A 16,665-nucleotide genomic window follows, 5' to 3' on the forward strand; every position below is an offset into this window, starting at 1 on the left:
TCCCTGGCACGGGACCCGTGCCGCCAAACGCGCCCGTCCCGCTCCGGCGCGAACCCGTCCGGGGGCGCGCCCGGACGGACCGCTCCCGCACCGGGCCCCCACCGTGCCGCACACCGTGCCGGCCGACGGGGACGTGCGGGCGGCTCTGGCCGAAAGCCGCCGGGTGCCGTGCGCGCACCGGCACGGGGTGCTGACGCGCTCGACGCAATGACGCGCCGGAGGCGCCCGCGCTGGACGCTGTGGTCACCCCGCGGGCGGGGCGGCGGCCCTACGCTGACGCACCATGAGCACCCGTCATCACGAAGCCCCCGCCTCCTTCGCCGTGTCCGTCGCGGACGTCCCGGACGCCGAGCTGGAGCCCGAGGAACTCGACCCCGCGCAGATCGTCTCGGGGACCCCGGCCGTGACCGGGAAGGTGCTGTGGGAGTCAGCGGACGGTTCGCAGGTCCGGGGGATCTGGCAGATCACCCCCGGGGTGGTCACCGACACCGAGGCCGACGAACTGTTCGTGGTGGTCAGCGGCCGCGCCACCATCGAGGTCGAGGGCGGCGCGCGCTTCGAGGTGGGGCCGGGCTCGGCCTGTGTGCTGCGGGAGGGCGACCGGACCACCTGGACGGTCCACGAGACGCTCCGCAAGGCCTACCACATCAACTGCTGAGGTCCCCCGGCCCCGTGCGTGCCGGATACCGCCGGGCGGTGAACAGGGCGAGCGCCGCCATCGGCAGCAGCAGGGCCGCGCTGATCGCGTTGAGCCAGCCGTAGCCGGCCCGGGACATGATCAGCCCGGCGGCCGCCCCGCCCACGGCGGCGGCGGTGTTCATCGTCAGGTCGGCCAGGCCCTGTACGGCGGCCCGCGCGGCCTGCGGTACCGAGTCGGTCAGCAGCGCCGAGCCGACGACGATCCCGGCGGACCAGCCGAGCCCGAGCAGGAAGAGGCCGGCCGCGATCTGGGCGTGGTTCCCGCCGGCGGTCCCGGCGAGCAGGGCGGCGAGGGACAGCAGCCCGGCGGTGAGCCCGATCACGGACAGCCGGCCGAGCCGGTCGGCGAGCCAGCCCATGACGGGGGAGAAGGCGAACATGCCCGCGATGTGCCCGCTGATCACCAGGCCGATGAGCCGCAGGTCGGCACCGTGGTGACCGAGGTCGACGGGGGTCATCACCATGATCGACACCATGGCGGTGTGCGCCACGGCGACGGTGAGCAGGGCGAGCCGGGCCCGCGGTGACGCCTTGACGGCGGCGACGCCGGCGCGCAGCGAGCGGGCCTGCCGGGACTGCTCTGCGGAACCGGCCAGGGCCCGGGCGGTCAGCAGCGGATCCGGCCGCAGGAACACGGCGAGCAGCGCGCCGGTGAGTACGAAGACGGCGCCGGCCCATACGAAGGGTCCCGCCGTCTGGGGTATGGAGGTGCCGGCGAAGCTGTCGCTGGCGGGCGCCGAGAGGTTGGGGCCGAGCACCGCTCCCAGGGTGGAGGACCAGACGACCAGCGAGATCGCGCGGGCCCGCCGGTCGGGCGCGGCGAGGTCGGTGGCGGCGAAGCGGGCCTGGAAGGTGGCGCAGGAGGCCGCGCCGAAGGCGGCCATGCCCACCAGCAGCAGGGGGAAGCTGTCGACGACGGCGGCCAGGACCACCAGGGCCGCGCCGATCGCACCGATCGCGTACGCCACCACCAGCCCCCACCGGCGTCCGCGCGCGGTCATCAGGGCGGCGACCGGCAGCGAGAACAGGGCGGTGCCGATCACGGCGGCGGTCGACGCGACCCCGGACAGGGCCTCGGTGCCGCTGATCTCAGTGGCCAGGACGGGGGCCAGGGCGACGCTGATCGGCACGCCCAGGCCGCCCAGCATCTGGCTGGCCATCAGCACGGCGGAGGTCCGGCGCCGGAGCCGGGACAGCGCCGCCGCGTCGACGGGCGCGGGCGTGGCCTCGGTGCCGGCGGAGGTTCCGGGAGCGGCGCTCACGGCCGGCACCGCCGTCGCGGGGGTTCGGCGGAGGCGGACGGGAGGGGGCCTGGTGCGGCGGGAGTGGTCACGGCGGCAGTTTCCCACCGCCGGCCGCGCGGGGGAACCGCGTATCGCGGTCGGCGGCCCCCTCACCACCCGCTGTCACCGCCCGGCGGCGCCCGCGGCTCAGAACAGGGGCTGCGGGAGCACGCCCTCCAGCGCGAGCAGGATCCGCTTGGTCTCCACCCCGCCCCCGAACCCGCCGATGCCCCCGTCGTTCTCGACGACGCGGTGGCAGGCCACGACCACGGGCAGGGGATTCGAGCCCATGGCGTTGCCCACGGCCTGGGCCGCCCCCGGCTGCCCGGCCCGGGCGGCGAGCTCCCCGTAGCCGACGACCGCCCCGTACGGCACCGAGCGGTCGAGCTCCAGCAGCACCTGCCGGTTGAAACCGGAGCTGAGCCGCCAGTCCAGCGGCAGCTCGAAGCGCCGCAGCGAACCGGCGAAGTAGGCGGCCAGCTGGCGTATCGGTTCGGCCAGCAGCACCTCCTCGCCCGGCTCCGGCCGCCACGCGTCGGCGCCGAGCCGGGAGACGAGCGAGCCGATCATCCGGCCGGCCCGGTCCGGGCGCGCGTGGAACTCGACCCGGACCAGACCCTCGGGGGTCGCGGCCAGGAGCAGGGGACCGATGCCGCTGGGCACGACGGTCCATTCGAGGTGCGGCCCGCGGGGCCGCTCGGTGCTGTCCACGCCTCCACCGTACGGCCCGCCACCGACAGCCCGGACGGGCCCGTTTCCGCCACGCACTGCCGCACCGGGCCCTCAGAAGCCGAGCACGGCGTTGCGCACCACGTCGGGCGCGTTGGTGATGATCCCGTCCACGCCCATGTCCCGCACCTTGCGGGCCGTGGCCGCGTCGTCCACGATCCAGGTGTCCACCTCCATGGCCCGGCCGTGGGCCCCCAGCAGGCCGTGCACCGCCGTCACCCAGTCCGCCGAGATCGTCGTGTGCCACGGGTTGATCCGGTCCGTGAACCGCGCGTAGCGCGGCAGGTCGGCCACGGGCGGGGTGCCCAGGAAGGCCGTCACCAGACCGGGGTGCAGGCCGTGCACGGTGCGTACGGAATCGGCGCTGAAGCTCTGCACGACCAGGCGGTCCGCGACGTCGTCCTCGTCCAGCCAGCCGGTCTCGTCCAGGAGCTCCAGCGTCTCCGCCTCGATCCCCGGGTACAGCTCCGGCTTCTTGATCTCCAGCAGCAGCTTCTGCCGGTTCTCCCCGGCCCGCTCCAGGTACGTGCGCAGGGTCGGTACCCGGGCGCCCGCGAAGCGGGGTGCGAACCAGCTGCCCGCGTCCAGCCGCCCGATCTCCTCCGCGGTGAAGTCCTTGACCCGCCAGGGCCTGCGGTCGGGGAAGACCTGCTCGACGTCGGTGGTGCGGGCGAGGGTGTCGTCGTGGATCACCACCAGCTCGCCGTCCCTGGTCCGCTGGACGTCGTTCTCGACCCAGTCGAAACCCAGCCGCCTCGCCAGGTCGACCGCTTCGAGGGTGTTCTCCGGGGCGTAGGCGGAAGCCCCCCGGTGGGCGTACACGACGGGGCCCAGGACCCCGCTCGCGGCATCCGGGGAACCGGGGCGGGCGGCGGCCGGGGAGGCCGTCCCGCCCAGCACCGTGAGGGTGAAGCCCAGGATCGCGGCGGCGGCCGCGGTGGCGGGTCGGACGTACATGTGCTTTCTCCTCGGGTCGTGAGCCCTGTTCCTGCGTCAGACGGGCGCGGAGCGGCAGACGTTGCGGCGATGCACTTCACGGCGGGCGTTCACCGCGATCATGGGCTCGAAGATCACCGGGCCGCCACCGAACTACGACAAACAGACCGGAAAGGAGGAGATCCACTCCGCCCGCCGGACCTGTCCGCGGGCCCGGCGGACCCGTCGGGAGGGCGTGCGTGTCAGTGCGGGGTCGTACGGTGGACTCATGCGGCCCGTATCGAAGATCGAACGCACGGTGGCACCTTTCGAGGTCGTCAGCCCGTACCAGCCCAGCGGTGACCAGCCGGCGGCCATCGCCGAGCTGGAGAAGCGCATCCGCGCAGGTGAGAAGGACGTCGTACTGCTCGGCGCGACGGGCACGGGCAAGTCCGCCACCACGGCCTGGATGATCGAGAGGCTCCAGCGCCCCACGCTGGTGATGGCGCCGAACAAGACGCTGGCCGCCCAGCTGGCGAACGAGTTCCGCGAGCTCCTGCCGAACAACGCCGTCGAGTACTTCGTCTCGTACTACGACTACTACCAGCCCGAGGCCTACGTACCGCAGTCGGACACCTACATCGAGAAGGACTCCTCGATCAACGAGGAGGTCGAGCGGCTGCGCCACTCCGCGACGAACTCGCTGCTGACCCGGCGCGACGTGATCGTCGTCGCCTCCGTGTCCTGCATCTACGGCCTCGGCACCCCGCAGGAGTACGTGGACCGGATGGTCTCCCTCAAGGTGGGCGAGGAGATCGACCGGGACCAGCTGCTGCGCCGCTTCGTCGACATCCAGTACACCCGCAACGACCTGGCCTTCACCCGCGGCACCTTCCGGGTGCGCGGCGACACCATCGAGATCTTCCCGGTCTACGAGGAACTGGCCGTGCGGATCGAGATGTTCGGCGACGAGATCGAGGCGCTCTCCACCCTGCACCCGCTGACCGGCGAGGTCATCAGCGAGGACCGCGCGCTCTACGTCTTCCCCGCCAGCCACTACGTCGCCGGCCCGGAGCGCATGGAGAAGGCGATCACCGGCATCGAGACCGAGCTCGCCGAGCGGCTCGCCGAGCTGGAGAAGCAGGGCAAGATGCTGGAGGCCCAGCGGCTGCGGATGCGCACCACCTACGACCTGGAGATGATGCGCCAGATCGGCTCCTGCTCCGGCATCGAGAACTACTCGCTGCACATGGACGACCGCGAGCGCGGCTCGGCCCCCAACACCCTCATCGACTACTTCCCCGAGGACTTCCTCCTCGTCATCGACGAGTCGCACGTCACCGTGCCGCAGATCGGTGCCATGTACGAGGGCGACGCCTCGCGCAAGCGCACCCTGGTCGACCACGGCTTCCGGCTGCCGTCCGCGCTCGACAACCGGCCGCTGAAGTGGGAGGAATTCCTGGAGCGGGTCGGCCAGACCGTCTACCTGTCGGCCACCCCCGGCAAGTACGAGCTCTCCCGCTCCGACGGCTTCGTCGAGCAGATCATCCGCCCCACCGGCCTCGTCGACCCCGAGGTCGTGGTCAAGCCCACCGAGGGCCAGATCGACGACCTCGTGCACGAGATCCGCACGCGGGTGGAGAAGGACGAGCGGGTCCTGGTCACCACCCTCACCAAGAAGATGGCCGAGGACCTCACCGACTACTTCCTGGAGCTGGGCATCCAGGTCCGGTACCTGCACAGCGACGTCGACACCCTGCGCCGCATCGAGCTGCTGCGCGAGCTGCGGGCCGGCGAGTACGACGTCCTGGTCGGCATCAACCTGCTCCGCGAGGGCCTCGACCTGCCCGAGGTGTCGCTCGTGGCGATCCTCGACGCCGACAAGGAGGGCTTCCTGCGCTCGGGGACCTCCCTCATCCAGACCATCGGCCGCGCCGCCCGCAACGTCTCCGGCCAGGTCCACATGTACGCGGACAAGATGACCCCGGCGATGGAGAAGGCCATCGAGGAGACCAACCGGCGCCGCGAGAAGCAGATCGCGTACAACACGGCCCACGGGATCGACCCGCAGCCGCTGCGCAAGAAGATCAACGACATCGTCGCCACCATCGCCCGCGAGGAGCTGGACACCGAGCAGCTCCTCGGCACCGGCTACCGCCAGGCCAAGGACGGCAAGGCCGCCAAGGCGCCGGTTCCCGCGCTCGGCGGCGCGGCGGCCGCCAAGGGCAAGGCCGGCAAGGCGGCGAAGGGAGGGGCGGCCGCGACGCCCACCGACCGGCCCGCCGCCGAACTGGCCGCGCTGATCGAGCAGATGACCGAGCGGATGCGGGCGGCGGCGGCCGAGCTCCAGTTCGAGGTGGCCGCCCGGATCCGGGACGAGGTGGGCGAGCTCAAGAAGGAGCTTCGCCAGATGAGGGAAGCGGGCCTCGCCTGACCCGTGGGTGGTCAGTAGGGTGTGGAAACGCCGCAGGTGACGCTGCGGTCCTTTAGGGGCGGGCTATGGAGAGGGGAACGCGCGTGACGGTCAACATGACCAAGGGTCAGGCCATCAGTCTGCAGAAATCGGACGGTGGCACGCTGACCGCGGTCCGGATGGGCCTCGGCTGGCAGGCGGCCAAGCGCCGCGGCCTGTTCGGGTCGCGGACGCGGGAGATCGACCTGGACGCGTCGGCGGTGCTCTTCGCCGACAAGCAGCCGGTGGACGTGGTGTTCTTCCGGCACCTGCAGAGCGACGACGGCTCGGTCCGCCACACCGGCGACAACCTGGTCGGCGGCGTGGGCCAGGGCGGGGACGACGAGGCCATCCTCGTCGACCTCCAGCGGGTCCCGGTCCACATCGACACGATCGTCTTCACGGTGAACTCGTTCACCGGCCAGACGTTCCAGGAGGTCCAGAACGCCTTCTGCCGCATCGTCGACGAGACCAACGGCCAGGAACTGGCCCGCTACACCCTCGACGGCGGCGGCCAGTACACCGCGCAGATCATGGCGAAGGTGTCCCGGGCCGGTGCCGGCTGGCAGATGACGGCCCTCGGGAACCCGGCCAACGGCCGGACCTTCCAGGACCTGATGCCGGCGATCCTGCCGCACCTGTAGGACCGGCCCGGGCCCGGCCGCGCGACCGGCCCCGGGCCCGGCCCCCCGGGTCCGCACCCGCGAGACCGGACCTGCCCACGGGTCCGCGACGGCAAGAACAGTACGGAACAAGAGAAGAAGGCACGGGGGAGGGGCTGCACGATGACGGCCGAACTGGTCCGGGGGCAGAACCACCCCGTGCCCCACGACAGGATCGAGGTCAGGGTCTCGGCGGGCACACCCGTGCTCGCCCTCGCGTCCCTCGCCGACGAAGGGGGCCGCCTCGCCGGCCCCGGGGCGCTGGCCCGTCCGGGCGCCCCGGCCCCGTCCTGGATACGGCTGCCGGGGGAGGTCGCCGACCGGCACACACTGGCCGTCGACCTCGACGCCGTCGCCGCCGAGGTCCACCGGATCGGCCTGCTCCTCGTCTTGCCGCCCGGCGGACCGGCGGGCTTCGGATCCGTCCCGGCCGCGCACACCGCGGTGGCCGCCCCGGGCGGGCCCGAGTTCGCCGGCTTCACCCTGACCGGGCTGGACGCCGAGACGGCCGTGGTGGCCCTGGAGCTCTACCGGCGCCAGGGCGCCTGGAAGGTCCGGGCCGTCGGCCAGGGATACGCCGAAGGACTGGGCGCGCTGCTCACCGACGGCGGCCTGGCCGCGCCGGAGGCCGCCCGGCTGGCCGGTGCCGCCCTCCGGGAGGCCACCGGGCCCGGCGGTGCCGCCCCCGGGGACACCACCGCGCCCGGCGGGGGCGACCGTACGCCCGCGGCCCCGGCCCCGCGGGCCCCGGGCGCGCCGCGTCCCGGCCGGCAGCCCGCCCCCGAGCCCCCGGAACCCGTCCCGGTCTCCGGGGTTCCCTACGCAGGCACCCCCGGCCCCGCGCCGGCCACCCCGGGCGAACCCGCGGCCGGCCCGCCCACCATCGACTACGCGCACCCGCGCCGCCGGCGCACCAGCACCGAAGCCCCCGAGCCGGCCCCCCGGCCCGCGCCCGCCGCCGAACCCGGCCGGCCCCCGGTCCCGGTCGCCGGGGACGCGAGCGGCTGGTCCATGGACGAGCGGCTCTACAACCAGGTCTGGGGCATGTTCGAGGACCTGGCCCGGACCGTCGCCGCCTACCGCGGCGCCGTCGACTTCGCCGACGCGCGGCTGGACCGCGAACTGGACGAGGTCCTGTCCGACCCCCGCCACCGCGTCGGCGGCGCGGGTGACGCCGCGCGCGACACCGCCCGGGCCCGCCGGGACGACCTGGTCGCGCGGGCCAGGGCCGCCCTGGACCGGGACCTGGCCCAGCTGGCCGCCGAGTCCGAGGTGGTCGAGCCCGCGCTGCCGGCCGCGTACGCCCGTTGGGACAACCCCGTCTGGCACGGCGGGGACGTCCCCGAGGAGCCCCCGCTGGCGCTGCGCCTCGGCGACCTCAGCCTGCCCGAGAAGCCGGGCCTGCGGATCCCGATGCTGATGCGGCTCCCGCTGGAACGCGGCCTGTGGATCGACAACGGCCGCACCGGTTCCGAGACCGCCATGGCCATGGACACCGACCGGCTGCGCCGCGCCGCCATGGACATGGCCGTCGCGCACGCCGTACGGCTGCTCGCGGTCCATCCGGCCGACCGGATCTCCGTGCACGTCATCGACGCCGCGGGGGCCGGCGCCGCCTCCCTGGCCCCGCTGGTGCGCGCCGGAGTGCTCGCCGCGCCGCCCGCGGCGGGCGCCGAGGGGGTCGCGCGCACCCTGGCACGGCTGACGCGGCGCGTGGACCTCGTACAGATGGCGCTGCGCGCGGGCGCCCCCGAGGAACTGCCCGCCGACGTGGACCGGGCCGGGCAACTGCTGCTGGTGCACGACTTCCCGCACGGCTTCGACGACCGGGCGGTCACGCAGCTGCGCTACCTGGCCGACGAGGGGCCCGCGGTGGGGGTGCACCTGCTGATGGTCGCGGACCGCGACGAGGCCTCCGCGTACGGACCGCTGCTGGATCCGCTGTGGCGCTCGCTGATGCGGCTGTCGCCGGTGCCCGACAGCCACCTCGCCGACCCCTGGGTCCAGCACGCCTGGACCTTCGAGCCGGACCTGCCCCCCGAGGGCAGTGCGGTCCTCGACCGGGCGCTGGAGCGGGTGCGGCGGGCGCGGCGGGAGGCCCGCCCCTGAGCGGCCATGAGCGGCCATGGCCTGTCCATGGCCGGTCCATGACCGGCCGGTGACCGCTTCTTGGTGAGCCCTTTACCTTTTGCCTCCTCCGCGGGTACTCTGGGACCTGCGGAGGGGAGTATTCCTGCTATTTCCTGCGCGGCGTGCCCGTCAATACGGACCAGTGTGCTCATCTGGCGCAGTCGGTCCCGGGGCGTCGGCCCGCGGCCTGTGGCCGCCGGGTGGAAGAGACCTCCGGCAGCGATGACGCTGACCATGTGCTGAGCCATCCGCCGGAGGCGTGAATACCGTGGACGTTTCTCTGACCCTGTGGGCGCTGACCGTTGCCGGTCTGTGCATCCTCATCGGCGCCGACTTCCTCATCGGTCGCAAACCGCACGACGTTTCGATCAAGGAAGCGGGCGCCTGGACCGTCGTCTGGATCGTGCTCGCCGTCCTCTTCGGCCTCGGCCTGCTGTTCTTCGGCAACGGCCAGGCCTCCCAGGAGTTCTTCGCCGGTTTCATCACCGAGAAGTCCCTGAGCGTGGACAACCTCTTCGTCTTCGTGCTGATCATGGCGAAGTTCTCCGTGCCCTCCCACCTCCAGCAGCGGGTGCTGCTGGTGGGCGTGCTGATCGCCCTCGTGCTCCGAGCGATCTTCATCGCGGCCGGCGCCGCGATCATCACCACCTTCTCGTGGGTCTTCTACCTCTTCGGCGCCTTCCTGATCTACACCGCCTGGAAGCTGATCCAGGAGGCCCGCAAGGACGAGGACGAGGAGGAGTTCGAGGAGAACCGCCTCCTCAAGTCGATCGAGAAGAAGTTCGGCGTCGCCGACCGCTACCACGGCACCAAGCTCTTCATCCGGAACAACGGCAAGCGCGTCCTGACCCCCCTGATGGTCGTGATGCTGGCCATCGGCACCACGGACGTGCTCTTCGCCCTGGACTCGATCCCCGCCATCTTCGGCCTCACCCAGGACCCGTACATCGTCTTCACCGCCAACGCCTTCGCCCTCATGGGCCTGCGCCAGCTGTACTTCCTGATCGGCGGCCTGCTCAAGAAGCTGGTCCACCTCAGCTACGGCCTGTCCGTGATCCTCGGCTTCATCGGCGTGAAGCTGGTGCTGCACGCCCTGCACGAGTCCGGGGTGCACGTCCCGCAGATCTCCATCCCGCTCTCCCTGGGCGTCATCTGCGGTGTCCTCGTGATCACCACCATCACCAGCCTGATCGCCTCGAAGAAGCAGGCGGCGGCCGAGGCCTCCGCCGCGGAGGCCAGGAGCGTCGACGCCTGACCGGCCGACCGTACGGCGAAGGGCCCGGGAGCACGCTCCCGGGCCCTTCGCCGTACGTCCCCGGTACCGGTCCGGCGTACCCGCGACCGGCCGCCGCACGGGTCCGCCGGCCGCTGCCTCACACCACGGCGGGCTCGTTCCTCGCCGCCCGCGCCGGCGCGGGGCGGGTCTCCGGGAGCAGGGCGAAGCAGCCGAGGCTGGCCAGTGAGACCGCCGTCAGGTACACCGCCACGCCCCACGGCGGGCCCGGGCCGTCCGACAGGGCCGTCGCCACGAGCGGGGTGAGCGCACCGCCCAGCACGCCGCCCAGGTTGTAGCCGACGGCCGCGCCGGTGCAGCGCAGGCGCGGGGCGTACAGCTCGGGCAGGTAGGCGCCGACCACGGCGAACATCGTCACCATCGCCAGCAGCGCGACGACGCAGCCCACCGTCATCAGCAGCGGGTCCGCCGTGTCCAGCAGGGCGACGAAGGGGAACATCCACACCGCGCACGCCGCGCTGCCGGCCAGGCACAGCGGCCGCCGTCCCCAGCGGTCGCCGAGCACCGCCAGCACCGGGGTCGCCAGCCCCTTGAGCAGGACCGCCGCCATCACGATGGCCAGCATCACCGTGCGGTCCACGCCGGCGCGGCCGGTGGCGTACGCGAGGGACCAGGTGGTGACCGTGTAGAAGACGGCGTACCCGACCGCCATCGCCCCGCCGGTCAGCAGCAGCAGCCGCCAGTGGCCGCGTACCACCTCGGCGAGCGGGGCGTCGGCCTGCCGGCCGGACGCGGCGAGCGCGCGGAACTCCGGGGTCTCCTCGACCGACCGGCGCAGCCACAGCCCGGCCAGCGCCAGCAGCCCGGCGGCCCAGAACGGCACCCGCCAGCCCCAGGCGGTGAACTGGGCCTCGCTCAGGGACCAGGACAGCGTCAGGGCGAGGCCGTTGGCCAGCAGGAACCCGGCGGCCGGGCCCATCTGCGGGAAGCTCGACCACAGTCCGCGGCGCCGCTCCGGAGCGTGCTCGGCGGTCAGCAGGACCGCCCCGCCCCATTCACCGCCGAGGCCCAGCCCCTGGAGGAAGCGCAGCAGGAGCAGCAGGACGGGCGCGGCGATGCCGATGGCGCCGAAGGAGGGCACGCAGCCGACGGCCACCGTGGCGAGGCCGGTCAGGAGCAGCGAGCCGAGCAGCACGGGGCGGCGGCCGTAGCGGTCGCCGATGTGGCCGAAGAGGACGGAGCCGAGCGGGCGGGCGAGGAAGCCGACTCCGAACGTGCCGAAGGCGGCGAGGGTTCCGGCGAGCGGGGAGAAGGAGGGGAAGAAGAGCGGGCCGAGCACCAGGGCGGCGGCCGTGCCGTAGACGAAGAAGTCGTAGAACTCGATGGCGGTGCCCACGAGGGAGGCGACGGCCAGCCGCAGCATCGAGGGGGAGGCGGGAGGGGAGGGCGCGGAGGGGTCTCGTTGCATGGTGCAGCAACTACCGCAGTCCTCGCCTCCAGGACAGGCGTTCGGTCAAGGTCGACCGGAAGGAGTGCCCCGCCCCGCGGGATTGACGTCCGACGCGGGTCCGCGGTCCCGGCTGGTTCCGCGGTACGGCAAGGGCCCGCGCGGCCGGTCGGGTCGTGCGGGCCCTTGCGCCGTGCGGGTGGGAGACGGGCCGGCGGGCGCGCCGCCGCGGCGTCGCCGCCCGCCTCGGGGCCGTCCCGGGAGGGCCGTCCTCGTCAGGAGCGGAGGTCCTTCCGCTCGGCGATCAGGCGGCCGGCTGACGGATCGTCACGGCCGGTCCTGTTCGTGACTGGCTTTCTGCTCAAACGGTCTGGAATCGGCGTTCAGGACACGAGAAAGCGGAAATGTCTGAAAATCGCAGGCGGCGGCGCCCCCAGTTCCCGTCACGGGAGCGGGGGCGCCGCTGTCACCGGACCGGTTGGCGGCGGGCTCGGGCGGGACCGCCCGGCCGGGCCGTCGCCGGGGTCACCAGCCGCGCTCGCGCCACTCCGCGAGGTGCGGGCGCTCGGTGCCGAGCGTGGTGTCGTTCCCGTGGCCCGGGTAGACCCAGGTCTCGTCCGGCAGCCGCTCGAAGAGCTTGTGCTCGACGTCGTCGATGAGGCGGGCGAAGTTCTCCGCGTCGCCCCACGTGTTGCCCACGCCGCCCGGGAAGAGGCAGTCGCCGGTGAACACGTGCGGGTGCCCGTGCGGGTCGTCGTAGACCAGCGCGATGGAGCCGGGGGTGTGCCCGGCCAGGTGGCGCGCGGTCAGGGAGACCCGCCCGACGGTGAGGGTGTCCCCGTCCTCGACCAGGACGTCCGTGGCGACGGGGATGCCCTCCGCGTCGTGGACGCCCGCGTACGTCCGGGCGCCCGTGGCGTCGACGACCGCCTGGAGGGCGCCCCAGTGGTCCCCGTGCCGGTGCGTGGTGACGACGGACGCGATGCCGTCGTCACCGATCAGCTGCAGCAGGGTGTCCGCCTCGGCTGCCGCGTCGATCAGCAGCTGCTCGCCGGTGGCCCGGCAGCGCAGCAGGTAGGCGTTGTTGTTCATCGAACCGACCGCGACCTTGGAAATCATCAGGTCGGCGAGTTCGTGCACGTCGGCGGGACCGCCGACCTTGACCGCTCCGCTGTACGTCATGTCGGAATCCTAGAGCGCGGGGAGCTCGGGCAGGCGGTCGCCGGCCTCGACGGTGAGGCGGGCGCCCTTGGTGCCGCGGCCGGCCAGCCAGCCGAGCAGCTCCTCCTTCGGGCCGCTGAGGGTCACCGGCGTGCCCTCGGCGCCGCCCGTGCGGGCGACGGGCTCGCCGCCGGGGAGGGTGAGGGTCACCGGCGGGACGCCGGGGCGTCCGGACCAGCGGTCGGCGAGGAAGGCGATCTCCCGGTCGGTGAACTCCTCGGAGAGGTCGCCGAGCCCGTAGCCGATGTTCAGGTCGACGTGGTGGAGCTCGACCTCGACCAGGCGCCGGAAGGGCACGTTGGCGGCGAGGTCGGTGACGCCGTTGCGCAGCTCGACGGTGCGCTGCCAGTCCTGGCCGGTCGCGGTGGCGGCGAGGAAGCGGGCCCCGGAATCACGGAGGTCCGTCAGGTGTTCTTCCAGGGGCCGGCCGGCGTCGCGCTCGATGTCCGCGTCGCGGGCGGTGGCGCTCTCGTACATGGGGCGGCCCTCGAAGACGTTGACGAGGGCGTCGGCGTTGCGTGCCAGGTGGGCCAGGATGTGGCCGCGGGTCCATCCCGGGAGGTGTGACTCCTCGGAGAGGGAGGCGTTGTCCAGTTTCGCGACCGCGTTCAGCAGCCGTTCCGTGGCTTCACGTACAGATGCCAGGTCGTGCACATGATCAGTCATGGATCCGAGCCTAGTGGCCGCGGGCCCTCGCCACACGATCGGGTGAAGCGGGCTTGCGAGTGCCGTAAATCGAATGTGCGTGCTATACGCTCGGGAGTCAGACTCCATCCCATCGCAGAGGCGCCCCCCATACCCTGGACAGTCGGGGCCCGTGCCCCCGCTCTCTCAAGAAAGGTGCGACCGGCGTGACCGACCGTCTCATCGTTCGTGGCGCTCGCGAGCACAACCTGAAGAACGTCTCGCTCGATCTGCCCCGCGACTCGCTCATCGTCTTCACCGGGCTCTCCGGCTCGGGCAAGTCCTCCCTGGCCTTCGACACGATCTTCGCCGAGGGCCAGCGCCGCTACGTGGAGTCGCTGTCCTCCTACGCCCGGCAGTTCCTGGGGCAGATGGACAAGCCCGACGTCGACTTCATCGAGGGCCTCTCCCCGGCCGTCTCGATCGACCAGAAGTCGACCTCGCGCAACCCGCGCTCCACCGTCGGCACCATCACCGAGGTCTACGACTACCTCCGCCTGCTCTTCGCGCGCATCGGCAAGCCGCACTGCCCCGAGTGCCGCCGGCCGATCTCCCGGCAGTCGCCGCAGGCGATCGTCGACAAGGTCCTCGCCCTCCCCGAGGGCAGCCGCTTCCAGGTGCTGTCCCCGCTGGTCCGCGAGCGCAAGGGCGAGTTCGTCGACCTGTTCGCGGACCTCCAGACCAAGGGCTACAGCCGGGCGCGGGTGGACGGGGTGACCGTCCAGCTCTCCGAGCCGCCGACGCTGAAGAAGCAGGAGAAGCACACCATCGAGGTGGTCGTCGACCGCCTCACCGTCAAGGACGGCGCCAAGCGCCGGCTCACCGACTCCGTCGAGACCGCGCTGGGCCTCTCCGGCGGCATGGTGATCCTGGACTTCGTCGACCTCGCCGAGGACGACCCCGAGCGCGAGCGGATGTACTCCGAGCACCTCTACTGCCCGTACGACGACCTGTCCTTCGAGGAGCTGGAGCCGCGCTCCTTCTCCTTCAACTCGCCCTTCGGCGCCTGCCCCGAGTGCACCGGCATCGGCACGCGCATGGAGGTCGACCCCGAGCTGATCGTCCCGGACGAGGACAAGTCCCTGGACGAGGGCGCCGTCTCGCCGTGGTCGCTCGGTCACACCAAGGACTACTTCCAGCGGCTGATCGGCGCGCTCGCCGGGGAGCTGGGCTTCCGGACGGACATCCCGTGGGCCGGGCTCCCGCAGCGCGCCCGGAAGGCGCTGCTGTACGGCCACAAGACCCAGATCGAGGTCCGCTACCGCAACCGGTACGGGCGCGAGCGGGCGTACACGACGGCCTTCGAGGGCGCCGTGCCCTTCGTCAAGCGCCGGCACGCCGAGTCCGAGAGCGACGCCAGCCGCGAGCGCTTCGAGGGCTACATGCGGGAGGTGCCCTGCCCGACCTGTGAGGGCACCCGCCTCAAGCCGATCGTGCTCGCGGTGACGGTGATGGAGCGGTCCATCGCCGAGGTCGCGGCGATGTCGATCAGCGAGTGCGCCGACTTCCTCGGGCGGCTGAAGCTGGACGCCCGCGACAAGAAGATCGCCGAGCGGGTCCTCAAGGAGGTCAACGAGCGGCTGCGCTTCCTCGTGGACGTGGGCCTGGACTACCTCTCCCTCAATCGCGCCGCCGGCACCCTGTCGGGCGGCGAGGCCCAGCGCATCCGGCTCGCCACGCAGATCGGCTCCGGCCTGGTCGGCGTGCTGTACGTGCTGGACGAGCCGTCCATCGGCCTGCACCAGCGGGACAACCACCGGCTGATCGAGACGCTGGTACGGCTGCGGGACATGGGCAACACCCTCATCGTCGTCGAGCACGACGAGGACACCATCAAGGTGGCCGACTGGGTCGTGGACATCGGTCCCGGCGCCGGCGAGCACGGCGGCAAGGTCGTGCACAGCGGCTCCCTGAAGGAGCTGCTGGAGAACGGCGATTCGATGACCGGCCAGTACCTGTCCGGCAAGAAGTCGATCCCGGTGCCCGACGTACGCCGCCCCGTCAACGGCGACCGGAAGCTCACCGTGCACGGCGCCAAGGAGAACAACCTGCGGGACATCGACGTGTCCTTCCCGCTGGGCGTGCTCACGGCGGTCACCGGTGTCTCCGGCTCCGGAAAGTCGACCCTGGTCAACGACATCCTGTACACGCACCTGGCGCGCGAGCTGAACGGCGCCCGGTCGGTACCGGGCCGCCACACGCGGGTCGAGGGTGACGACCTGGTGGACAAGGTCGTCCATGTCGACCAGTCGCCGATCGGCCGCACCCCGCGCTCCAACCCGGCGACGTACACGGGCGTCTTCGACCACGTGCGCAGGCTCTTCGCGGAGACCATGGAGGCGAAGGTGCGCGGCTACCTGCCGGGCCGCTTCTCCTTCAACGTCAAGGGCGGCCGGTGCGAGAACTGCTCCGGCGACGGCACCATCAAGATCGAGATGAACTTCCTGCCGGACGTGTACGTCCCGTGCGAGGTGTGCCACGGCGACCGGTACAACCGGGAGACGCTGGAGGTCCACTACAAGGGCAAGTCCATCGCCGAGGTCCTGAACATGCCGATCGAGGAGGCGCTGGACTTCTTCGAGGCCGTACCGACGATCGCGCGGCACCTGCGCACGCTGAACGAGGTGGGGCTGGGCTACGTCCGCCTCGGCCAGTCCGCGCCGACCCTCTCGGGCGGTGAGGCGCAGCGCGTCAAGCTGGCCTCGGAGCTGCAGAAGCGGTCGACGGGCCGGACGGTCTACGTCCTGGACGAGCCGACCACGGGTCTGCACTTCGAGGACATCTCGAAGCTGATCAAGGTGCTGTCCGGGCTGGTGGACAAGGGGAACTCGGTGATCGTCATCGAGCACAACCTCGACGTCATCAAGACCGCCGACTGGGTCGTCGACATGGGCCCCGAGGGCGGGTACGGCGGCGGCCTGGTGGTGGCCGAGGGCACGCCCGAGCAGGTCGCGTCGGTCGGCGCCAGCCACACGGGCAAGTTCCTGCGGGACATCCTCGGAGCCGAGCGGATCTCCGACGCGGGTGCGCCCCCGGTTCCGGCCCGGCGGGCGAAGAAGACGGCCCCGGCGAAGAAGGCGGCGCCCGCCGCGAAGAAGGCCGCCCCGGCGAAGAAGACGGCGGCCCGCACCCGCAAGGCGTAGCCCCGGGACCCGGCCGTCGCCGGGACCCGTGGGCCGCCGGCGGGAGCGGCGGCGGCACCGCCCCGT

At 72.5% G+C, this 16,665-nt stretch carries 12 protein-coding genes; 6 read left to right on the top strand and 6 right to left on the bottom strand.

The window, feature by feature from the left end; translation table 11 throughout:
- Nucleotides 1–283 precede the first annotated feature (283 nt).
- Nucleotides 284–658, top strand: a complete 375-nt coding sequence (locus tag ACZ514_RS23410; protein ID WP_469125565.1) for a cupin domain-containing protein — start codon at nucleotides 284–286, stop codon at nucleotides 656–658.
- Here ACZ514_RS23410 and ACZ514_RS23415 read toward each other — a convergent pair.
- The 3 genes from ACZ514_RS23415 to ACZ514_RS23425 all read right to left on the bottom strand — a co-directional run bounded on the left by ACZ514_RS23415 (nucleotide 648) and on the right by ACZ514_RS23425 (nucleotide 3,668).
- Complete coding sequence (locus ACZ514_RS23415) at nucleotides 648–1,859, bottom strand: MFS transporter (protein ID WP_469125620.1); 1,212 nt, start codon at nucleotides 1,857–1,859, stop codon at nucleotides 648–650. The two genes, ACZ514_RS23410 and ACZ514_RS23415, sit on opposite strands and share 11 nt — an antisense overlap.
- A 270-nt stretch (nucleotides 1,860–2,129) precedes the next feature.
- Nucleotides 2,130–2,693 (bottom strand): methylated-DNA--[protein]-cysteine S-methyltransferase, encoded by a 564-nt coding sequence (locus tag ACZ514_RS23420; protein ID WP_469125566.1) that lies wholly within the window; start codon nucleotides 2,691–2,693, stop codon nucleotides 2,130–2,132.
- A gap of 72 nt (nucleotides 2,694–2,765) precedes the next feature.
- The gene (locus ACZ514_RS23425) at nucleotides 2,766–3,668 is read right to left on the bottom strand and encodes a glycerophosphodiester phosphodiesterase (RefSeq protein ID WP_468167125.1); all 903 of its coding nucleotides are present in this window, start codon (nucleotides 3,666–3,668) and stop codon (nucleotides 2,766–2,768) included.
- Nucleotides 3,669–3,915: 247 nt separating this feature from the next.
- On the opposite strand from ACZ514_RS23425, the gene uvrB reads away from it, so the two are divergent.
- The 4 genes from uvrB (at nucleotide 3,916) to ACZ514_RS23445 (ending at nucleotide 10,125) form a co-directional block, all read left to right on the top strand.
- Nucleotides 3,916–6,060 (top strand): excinuclease ABC subunit UvrB, encoded by a 2,145-nt coding sequence (uvrB, locus tag ACZ514_RS23430; protein ID WP_469125567.1) that lies wholly within the window; start codon nucleotides 3,916–3,918, stop codon nucleotides 6,058–6,060.
- A gap of 83 nt (nucleotides 6,061–6,143) precedes the next feature.
- Entirely contained in the window at nucleotides 6,144–6,722 is a 579-nt protein-coding gene (locus ACZ514_RS23435; RefSeq protein ID WP_468167380.1) for a TerD family protein, read from the top strand.
- 141 nt (nucleotides 6,723–6,863) lie between these two features.
- On the top strand, nucleotides 6,864–8,849 hold the full coding sequence (locus ACZ514_RS23440; RefSeq protein WP_469125568.1) for a TerD family protein: 1,986 nt from the start codon (nucleotides 6,864–6,866) through the stop codon (nucleotides 8,847–8,849).
- Nucleotides 8,850–9,138: 289 nt separating this feature from the next.
- Nucleotides 9,139–10,125 carry a TerC/Alx family metal homeostasis membrane protein gene (locus ACZ514_RS23445; RefSeq protein ID WP_469125569.1) on the top strand — a complete coding sequence of 329 codons (987 nt, stop codon included), beginning with the start codon at nucleotides 9,139–9,141 and terminating at the stop codon, nucleotides 10,123–10,125.
- 118 nt (nucleotides 10,126–10,243) lie between these two features.
- On the opposite strand, the gene ACZ514_RS23450 is transcribed toward ACZ514_RS23445, so the two are convergent.
- The 3 genes from ACZ514_RS23450 to ACZ514_RS23460 all read right to left on the bottom strand — a co-directional run bounded on the left by ACZ514_RS23450 (nucleotide 10,244) and on the right by ACZ514_RS23460 (nucleotide 13,438).
- A complete protein-coding gene (locus ACZ514_RS23450; RefSeq protein ID WP_469125570.1) occupies nucleotides 10,244–11,572 on the bottom strand; it encodes an MFS transporter in 1,329 nt (442 codons plus the stop codon).
- A 504-nt stretch (nucleotides 11,573–12,076) separates the two neighbouring features.
- Nucleotides 12,077–12,733, bottom strand: coding sequence for an MBL fold metallo-hydrolase (locus ACZ514_RS23455; protein ID WP_468167135.1), 657 nt, complete (start codon nucleotides 12,731–12,733; stop codon nucleotides 12,077–12,079).
- Between the two features lie 9 nt (nucleotides 12,734–12,742).
- A complete protein-coding gene (locus ACZ514_RS23460; protein ID WP_468697641.1) occupies nucleotides 12,743–13,438 on the bottom strand; it encodes a maleylpyruvate isomerase family mycothiol-dependent enzyme in 696 nt (231 codons plus the stop codon).
- 185 nt (nucleotides 13,439–13,623) lie between these two features.
- Here ACZ514_RS23460 and uvrA point away from each other — a divergent pair, with 185 nt between their 5' ends.
- Nucleotides 13,624–16,599, top strand: coding sequence for an excinuclease ABC subunit UvrA (gene uvrA, locus ACZ514_RS23465; protein WP_469125571.1), 2,976 nt, complete (start codon nucleotides 13,624–13,626; stop codon nucleotides 16,597–16,599).
- Nucleotides 16,600–16,665: the final 66 nt, after the last annotated feature.

This window comes from Streptomyces sp. NPDC034086, assembly GCF_055575515.1.